A 7995-nucleotide genomic window follows, 5' to 3' on the forward strand; every position below is an offset into this window, starting at 1 on the left:
GCCAGGGCCCCGGGGAAGTCCGGCCCTGGCGCCCGCGCTGCCTGCGCAGGCAGCTATCGAAACCAGAGCGCCGTCAGATCATCTTCACGGCCCGCCCGATGAACACGATCGGCCCGGTGGGCCGGTCGATGGGTGAGCCGGCCTCGGGCTCCAGCGTCAGCTCGAAGAGCTGGTTCGCCTCCAGCGGCGGCAGGCGGTCGATCGGCACCTGCACTGGCTCGCCCGGCCGCACCAGGCCCAGCGATTTCGGCCCCTGCCACTGGTCGGCCTTGGTCCAGAACTGCAGCGACTTGCCCGGCGGCACGGGCGTGTCGGCCAGGGGCTTGAGCTGCAGCTGGCCCGAGCGCGAAGAGGCCTGCACCACCCAGCCGGGCGACGTGCCGCCCGGCGCCACCAGCACCACCATGTATTGCGGCCCGGCGGGCGTGCCAAGCAAGCCCGGCCCGGCGACCAGCACCGTCGCCAGCACGGCCGCAGCGGCAAATCCGCCTGCGGCCAGCCCGCGCCAGAGGCGCAGGTCGTTCCACCACGCGCTGAGGGCCGAGGGCGCCGCGGCTGCGGCACGCGGACGGCGGGCAGCTGCCGCACCGGCCCCGCCCACGCTGCGCTCGATGCGCGGCCAGAGCGCGGGCGATGGCTCCACGGCGGGCGCGAGCGCCACCAGCGGATGCAGGCGCTCTTCCCAGGCTTCGACCGCCGCGCGCAGTGCCGCGTCGTGCGGCAGGCGCGCTTCGACCGAGCGGCGGCCCGCGATGGGCAACGTGCCCAGCACATAGGCGCCGGCCAGGGCGTCGAGATCCTCAGGATTGGAAGGGTCGGAAAAATCCGGTGTCGATCGGCTCGTCATGCCATGCACTCCCGCAGCGCGCGCATGCCGCGCTGAATCCAGGCCTTCACGGTGCCCAGCGGCGTCTGCGTGCGCTCGGCGATCTCGCCATGCGAGCAGCCTTCCACGTAGGCCAGCACGATGCAATCGCGCCGCGCCGGCTCCAGGCGGCCCAGGCAGGTATCGAGCCGGCCCAGGTCGGCACCGAGTTCATAGGGGTCGATGCGGCTGCGGTAGTTCTGCAGCGCGGCCTGGTCGTCGATGGCCTCCACGGCTTCTTCGTCCAGGCGCACGTCGCGTCCGCTGCCGCGCACCACGTTCAGCGCCGCGTGGCGCACCACGCTGTAGATCCAGCCCCGGCCCGCGCCGCGCGCGGCGTCGAAACTGCCCGCGCGCTGCCAGATGCTGAGAAAGGCGTCGTGCAGCACATCCTCGGCCTGGGCGCGCTCGCGCACGATGCGCAGGGCCACGCCCAGCAGGTAGCGGCCTTCGCGCTCGTAGATGCGCTGCAGGGCCTGGTGGTCACCCCGGGCGCAAGCCCCCAGGGCGGCGTCGTAGTCGAAAGGGTCGGCTGCAGCGTTCAAGGGCGGGCTGGGAGGGTGGTGGAGGGATCTGCGGCATCGTAGTGCATGCCGCAGGCCCGGCCGCCCTTCCCCTTGCACGCCTGGGGCGGCCGATGCTGCCCAGCGCAGCGATTCCGGTCAGGCCGCCTTGTAGAAGATGTAGTCGGCCTGGTAGGGCACGGTGGTCTTCTGGCCCTTGTTGGCCATGGTGCAAGCCATGTTGGCCGGGGCCACGCCGCCCGTGAGGTTTACGCGCTGGATGTAGGTGACGCCGGTCAGCGCGCCGCTACCCATGGCAGGGTTGGCCTTGACCAGCTGGTAGGGCAGCGCGCCGGCGGTGGAAGGCGCCACGGCCAGCTGGGTCGCCGTCAGCTTGGAGCCGTCGTTCGCCTCCCAGGTGGCGGGCGGGCCGTAGTACTTGCCGACCTGCTTGCCGCTGCGGTCCATCAGCTTGGCATCCGGGCCTGCGAAGGTCCATTCCACCTGGCCGGGCATGCCGGCCTTGTCCTTGCATTCGTAGGTGATGTCGCCCTTGCCCACGGTCTCCCAGGCCACCTTGTTGCCGGCCGGCACCTGGATGGACGCGGGCAGGCTGGCCTGCGAGAAGGCCATGCCGGAGGACGGCGACGACGACATCGAGCCGCAGGCGGCCAGCAGGGCAGCGGCGGACACGGTACCGGCCAGGGTGGCGATACGGGAGAGGCGGATGTTGCGCATGGGGTGCTCCTTGGAATCGGGTGAAACAACAGTGGATGGAATCGATGGCAGCCTGTGCTTTTCACGGGTCTGCCCAGGCTCTACCCACGAGGCCGGCATTTGGATGCAGCACCAAATGCAACAAATTGCTTCAACGGGCCTATCGACAATTTCACGAGGATCGCCCACCGGCTCTTGGCCACGCGTTCGCGCCGCTATACTCCGCCCACTCGTCAGGAGAGAGTTGCCGCGCCACGCGGCAGCCGCCGAAGGCGCAGGGCACCAACCGCCCGAACGCTCAGGCAAAAGGACTGACAGGAGCGCCCGCAGGGATGCGGGCGTTTCCCTTGCTGGAGAGAGGCCGCCGCGCGCGCATTGCAGGCAGAGCGGCCCACCGAAGGAGCAAACCCCGCCCCGCAGCCGCATTGACGGCCGCCCGGCACGGTGAATCTCTCAGGTAAAGCGGACAGCGGGGCACATGCAGCGGCCAAAGCCTCCTCACCGGGGCCGGCCGCGTCACTGTTCGCCCCTGTGGAGATTGCCGCCATGTCCTCGTCCGCCCCCGCGTCTGCCGCCCCGCTGCTGACCACCCCGCTCAACGCATTGCACCTGGAACTGGGCGCGCGCATGGTGCCCTTCGCGGGCTATTCCATGCCCGTGCAGTACCCCGCCGGCCTGATGGCCGAGCACCACCACACGCGCACCGCCGCAGGCCTCTTCGACGTCTCGCACATGGGCCAGCTGTGCCTGTCGGGCCCCGATGCCGCAGCCGCCTTCGAAACGCTGATCCCGGTGGACGTGCAGGGCCTGGGCATCGGCCGCCAGCGCTACGGCCTGCTGCTCAACGACGCGGGCGGCATCATCGACGACCTGATGTTCGTGAACCGGGGCGACGACCTCTTCGTCATCGTAAACGGCGCCTGCAAGGTCGGCGACATCGCCCACATCCAGGAACGCATCGGCCACCTCTGCCAAGTGCAGCCCCTGCCCGACCAGGCCCTGCTGGCGCTGCAAGGCCCGCAGGCGGCCGCCGCGCTCGGCCGCCTGGCGCCCGAAGTGCTGTCCCTGGTCTTCATGACCGGCACGGCCGCCTCCATCGCCGGCTGCGACTGCTACGTGACCCGCAGCGGCTACACGGGCGAAGACGGCTTCGAGATCTCCGTGCCCGCCGCGCAGGCGGAGACGCTGGCCCGCGCCCTGCTGGCCCAGCCCGAGGTCCAACCCATCGGCCTGGGCGCGCGCAACTCGCTGCGGCTGGAGGCGGGCCTGTGCCTCTACGGCAACGACATCGACACCACCACCACCCCGCCCGAAGCCGCGCTGAACTGGGCCATCCAGAAGGTGCGCCGCACGGGCGGCGCCCGCGCCGGCGGCTTTCCCGGCGCCGACAAGGTGCTCGCCCAGATCGACGACCCGGCCCTGCTCACGCGCAAGCGCGTGGGCCTGGTGGCGCTGGAGCGCGTGCCGGTGCGCGAGCACACCGAACTGCAGTCGCCGGACGGCCAGCGCATCGGCGAAGTCACCAGCGGCCTGCTGGGCCCCACCGTGGACCGGCCCGTCGCCATGGGCTACGTGACGCCGGCCTTCGCGGCGCTGGGCACGCGGGTGAACGCCATCGTGCGCGGCAAGGCCGTGCCGATGGAAGTGGCGGCCATGCCCTTCACCCCCGCACGCTACTACCGCGGCTGAAGCGCGGCCGGCTCCGGCCGGCGGCCGCCTGCACCGCCTCTGCGCTGCGCCGGGTCGCGCGGGCCGCCCTTCATGAGGCCCGCGCCCCGCTGCCGGACGGCTACAGTCGCTGCTGGCATCGGCGCCATCGTTTCAAACATCGTCTTCCTTCCTCTTTTTTCTGGAGTTTCCCCATGAGCGTCAAGTTTTCCAAAGACCACGAGTGGATCGACACGGCCCAGGCGGACGCCGCCATCGTCGGTATCACCCAGCATGCGCAGGACGCGCTGGGCGACGTGGTGTTCGTGGACCTGCCCGAAGTCGGCAAGACCTTTGAGCAAGGCGAAGTGGCCGGCGTGGTCGAGTCCGTCAAGGCCGCGGCCGACGTGTACATGCCCGTGTCGGGCGAGATCGTCGAAGTGAACGAGGCCCTGCGTGCCGACCCGTCGCTCGCCAACAGCGACCCGCTGGGCGCCGGCTGGTTCTTCAAGGTGCGCGTTTCCGACGCCGCCCAGCTGGACGGCCTGATGGACGAAACCACCTACGCCGCGTTCGCCCAGAACGCCTGACCCCGCCGCTGCCGCTGCGCCCCCCCGGCCGCCGCCGGGTGCGGCGGCCCTCCCCGCCACGCCCCGACCGAACGCCGCCGATGACCACCGCCCTGCCTCCGCTCTCCGCCCTGGAGAACGCCACCGAATTCCAGCCCCGCCACATCGGCATCGATGCGGCGGACGAAGCCCACATGCTCTCCGTGATCGGCGAGGCCTCGCGCCGCGCGCTCATCGACGGCATCGTGCCCCGCTCCATCGCCCGCAGCCAGCCCATGGACCTGCCCGCCGCCACGACCGAAGCCGGCGCCTTGGCCGAGCTGAAGGCGTTCGCGGGCAAGAACCAGCTGCTGAAAAGCTTCATCGGCCAGGGCTACTACGGCACGCACACGCCCGGCGTGATCCTGCGCAACATCCTGGAGAACCCCGCCTGGTACACCGCCTACACGCCCTACCAGGCCGAGATCAGCCAGGGCCGCATGGAGGCGCTGGTCAACTTCCAGACCATGGTGTGCGATTTGACGGCCATGCCGATCGCCAACGCCTCCATGCTCGACGAGGCCACCGCCGCCGCCGAAGCCATGACGCTGGCCAAGCGCTCGGTCAAGTCCAAGAGCAACCGCTTCATCGTCGCGGGCGACGCGCACCCGCAGACCATCGAGGTGATTCAGACCCGTGCCGAGCCCCTGGGCATCGAGGTGGTGCTGGCCAACTCGCTGGCCGAATGGAACGACGCGCTGGACGGCGACTATTTCGCCGTGCTGGCCCAGTACCCCGCCACCAGCGGCCGCATCGACGACCTGGCGGCCGATGCCGAGAAGGCCCACGCCCGTGGCGCAGCCTTCATCGCCGCGGCCGACCTGCTGGCCCTGACCCTCATCACCCCGCCCGGCGAATGGGGCGCCGACATCGTCGTGGGCACCACCCAGCGCTTCGGCATGCCCATGGGCGCCGGAGGCCCCCACGCCGCCTTCATGGCCTGCCGCGACGAATACAAGCGCAGCCTGCCCGGCCGCCTGGTGGGCGTGAGCGTGGACGTGCACGGCAAGCCCGCCTACCGCCTGGCGCTGCAGACCCGCGAGCAGCACATCCGCCGCGAGAAGGCCACCTCCAACATCTGCACGGCCCAGGTGCTGCCGGCCGTCATCGCCAGCATGTACGCCGTCTATCACGGCCCCGAAGGCCTGACGCGCATCGCCCGCCGCGTGGCCGCCTACACCGCCATCCTGGCGCAGGGCCTCAAGGCCCTGGGCGCGCCGCTGCGCGAGCACCCGACCTTCGACACGCTCTCGCTGCACACCGGCACCGCTACGGAAACGATAGCTGCCCGCGCAGTCTCCATGGGCGCCAATCTGCGGATCTATTTCAAGGAATACCTCTGCATCTCGCTGGACGAGACCACCACCCGCGCTGACGTCGAACTGCTCTGGAAGATCTTCGCGAAGGACGGCCAGACCCTGCCCACCTTCGCCGACTACGCCGAATCCGGCGTGGCCGCGCTGATCCCTGCCGCCCTGCAGCGCAGCAGCGCCTTCCTCACGCACCCGGTGTTCAACACGCACCATAGCGAAACCGGCATGCTGCGCTACATCCGCCAGCTCTCCGACAAGGATCTGGCGCTGGACCGCAGCATGATCCCGCTGGGCTCCTGCACCATGAAGCTCAACGCGACCAGCGAGATGATCCCCATCACCTGGCCCGAATTCGCGCACGTCCACCCCTTCGCGCCCGCCGACCAGCTGCAGGGCTATGCCGAGCTGGACGAGCAGCTGCGCGCCTGGCTGTGCCAGGCCACGGGCTACGCCGGCATCAGCCTGCAGCCCAACGCCGGCAGCCAGGGCGAATACGCCGGCCTGCTCGCCATCCGCGGCTGGCACCGGGCGCGCGGCCAGGGCCACCGCAACATCTGCCTGATCCCCAGCAGCGCCCACGGCACCAACCCCGCCAGCGCCCAGATGGCCGGCATGCAGGTGGTGGTCACGGCCTGCGACGCCAGCGGCAACGTGGACCTGGCCGACCTCAAGGCCAAGTGCGAACAGCACGCCGACAAGCTCGCCTGCGTGATGATCACCTACCCCAGCACCCACGGCGTGTTCGAGACGCAGGTCAAGGAACTCTGCCAGCTCGTCCACGCGCACGGCGGCCGCGTGTATGTGGACGGCGCCAACATGAACGCCCTGGTCGGCGTGGCCGCGCCCGGCGAATTCGGCGGCGACGTGAGCCACCTCAACCTGCACAAGACCTTCTGCATCCCCCACGGCGGCGGCGGCCCGGGCGTCGGCCCGGTCTGCGTGGTCGAAGACCTCGTGCCCTACCTGCCCGGCCATGCCACGGCCGGCGTGCCCGGCGGCAACGGTGCCGTCAGCGCCGCGCCCCTGGGCAACGCCGCCGTGCTGCCCATCAGCTGGATGTACATCCGCATGATGGGCGCCGACGGCCTCCAGGCCGCGACCGAAACCGCCATCCTCAGCGCCAACTACATCAGCGCGCGCCTGAAGGACCACTACCCCACGCTGTACGCGAGCGCCAACGGTCACGTGGCGCACGAATGCATCCTGGACCTGCGGGCTTTCAAGGAAACCAGCGGCGTCATGGCCGAAGACGTGGCAAAGCGCCTCATCGACTACGGCTTCCACGCGCCCACGCTGTCCTTCCCCGTGCCCAACACGCTGATGGTGGAACCGACGGAGAGCGAAACCCTGGCCGAGCTGGACCGCTTCATCGACGCCATGATCGCCATCCGCGAAGAGATCCGCCAGATCGAATCCGGCACCTGGCCGCAGAACGACAACCCGCTCAAGAACGCCCCGCACACGGCGGAAAGCCTGCTGGGCGCGGATTGGGGCCGCGTCTACAGCCGCGAAACCGCGGCCTTCCCCGTGACTGCATTGCGCCAGGCCAAGTACTGGTCGCCCGTGGGGCGGGTGGATAACGTGTATGGCGACCGGAATCTGTTCTGCAGTTGCGTGCCGGTGAGCGAGTTGGCTTCGTAAGACTGCCGCCGCAGCATGCGGCGCCTTGGCGGGCGCTGCGATCTGAAAGACAAAGGCCTGGGTGACCAGGCCTTTGTGCTTTTGGGGGCCGGATGCGGATGTCTGTCGGGCCTTGAAGGACAAGCCTGCTGTGATTCCCGGTATGAGTAGTGAAAGCAGGTATCCATCCGCGATACATTTCGGGTGCAATGCCCCCTGAGGCTGCTTCGCCATCCGGAAATTTTTAGGTTTGCCTAAACGGGGAATCCCGCTGCTTGACGTCTGGTGCAGCGAAAAAATCTTTGTTTAGCAGACTGCAGACTGAATCGCCCCGGATTCCCTAGACACTTTTGAGCCGTTGGGAATGGCGTCTCTCGAACTCCGCCGGCGAAGTATCACCGGCAGTGCCGTGACGGCGCTTGGGGTTGTAAAACATTTCGATGTAATTAAAGACATCGGCTCTCGCGTCATCGCGGGTCGGGTAGGTCTGGCGGCGGATGCGTTCGCGCTTGAGCAGTTGGAAGAAGCTCTCGGCCACGGCGTTGTCATGGCAGTTACCGCGACGGCTCATGCTGCTGACCAGGTTGTGGTCGCGCAGGAAGTCTTGCCATTCGTGACCGGTGAATTGGCTGCCCTGGTCCGAATGCACCGTGACCGGCTTCTTAGGCTGACGGCGCCACAAGGCCATCATCAGCGCGTCAAGCACCAGGCTGGTATCGATG

At 69.2% G+C, this 7995-nt stretch carries 7 protein-coding genes and 2 riboswitches; of the genes, 3 read left to right on the plus strand and 4 right to left on the minus strand.

Annotated elements, in window-relative coordinates; translation table 11 throughout:
• Positions 1 to 73: 73 nt before the first annotated feature.
• From AC3A84_RS09320 to AC3A84_RS09330, 3 genes are all read right to left on the minus strand, one after another.
• Positions 74 to 847 (minus strand): anti-sigma factor, encoded by a 774-nt coding sequence (locus AC3A84_RS09320; RefSeq protein ID WP_487969300.1) that lies wholly within the window; start codon positions 845 to 847, stop codon positions 74 to 76.
• Positions 844 to 1410, minus strand: coding sequence for a sigma-70 family RNA polymerase sigma factor (locus AC3A84_RS09325; RefSeq protein ID WP_092940068.1), 567 nt, complete (start codon positions 1408 to 1410; stop codon positions 844 to 846). The genes AC3A84_RS09320 and AC3A84_RS09325 overlap by 4 nt, the downstream gene beginning before the upstream one ends.
• Before the next feature lie 117 nt (positions 1411 to 1527).
• A complete protein-coding gene (locus AC3A84_RS09330; protein ID WP_487969301.1) occupies positions 1528 to 2106 on the minus strand; it encodes a DUF3455 domain-containing protein in 579 nt (192 codons plus the stop codon).
• A 203-nt stretch (positions 2107 to 2309) separates the two neighbouring features.
• Positions 2310 to 2409: riboswitch (glycine riboswitch) on the plus strand.
• 16 nt (positions 2410 to 2425) lie between these two features.
• Positions 2426 to 2565: riboswitch (glycine riboswitch) on the plus strand.
• Between the two features lie 66 nt (positions 2566 to 2631).
• On the opposite strand from AC3A84_RS09330, the gene gcvT reads away from it, so the two are divergent.
• From gcvT to gcvP, 3 genes are all read left to right on the plus strand, one after another.
• Positions 2632 to 3774, plus strand: coding sequence for a glycine cleavage system aminomethyltransferase GcvT (gcvT, locus tag AC3A84_RS09335; protein WP_487969302.1), 1143 nt, complete (start codon positions 2632 to 2634; stop codon positions 3772 to 3774).
• Between the two features lie 173 nt (positions 3775 to 3947).
• A complete protein-coding gene (gcvH, locus tag AC3A84_RS09340; protein ID WP_092940065.1) occupies positions 3948 to 4322 on the plus strand; it encodes a glycine cleavage system protein GcvH in 375 nt (124 codons plus the stop codon).
• Between the two features lie 80 nt (positions 4323 to 4402).
• Positions 4403 to 7294, plus strand: coding sequence for an aminomethyl-transferring glycine dehydrogenase (gene gcvP, locus AC3A84_RS09345; RefSeq protein ID WP_487969303.1), 2892 nt, complete (start codon positions 4403 to 4405; stop codon positions 7292 to 7294).
• Between the two features lie 319 nt (positions 7295 to 7613).
• On the opposite strand, the gene AC3A84_RS09350 is transcribed toward gcvP, so the two are convergent.
• The coding region (locus AC3A84_RS09350; RefSeq protein ID WP_487969304.1) for a DDE-type integrase/transposase/recombinase at positions 7614 to 7995 on the minus strand (382 nt) is incomplete at its 5' end.

The organism is Paracidovorax sp. (genome assembly GCF_057642795.1).

Excerpts from the sequence above, each read along its gene's own strand:
- AC3A84_RS09320 (WP_487969300.1), bottom strand. The coding sequence starts at position 847 with ATGACGAGCCGATCGACACCGGATTTTTCCGACCCTTCCAATCCTGAG.
- AC3A84_RS09330 (WP_487969301.1), bottom strand. The coding sequence starts at position 2,106 with ATGCGCAACATCCGCCTCTCCCGTATCGCCACCCTGGCCGGTACCGTG.
- gcvT (WP_487969302.1), top strand. The coding sequence starts at position 2,632 with ATGTCCTCGTCCGCCCCCGCGTCTGCCGCCCCGCTGCTGACCACCCCG.
- gcvH (WP_092940065.1), top strand. The coding sequence starts at position 3,948 with ATGAGCGTCAAGTTTTCCAAAGACCACGAGTGGATCGACACGGCCCAG.
- gcvP (WP_487969303.1), top strand. The coding sequence starts at position 4,403 with ATGACCACCGCCCTGCCTCCGCTCTCCGCCCTGGAGAACGCCACCGAA.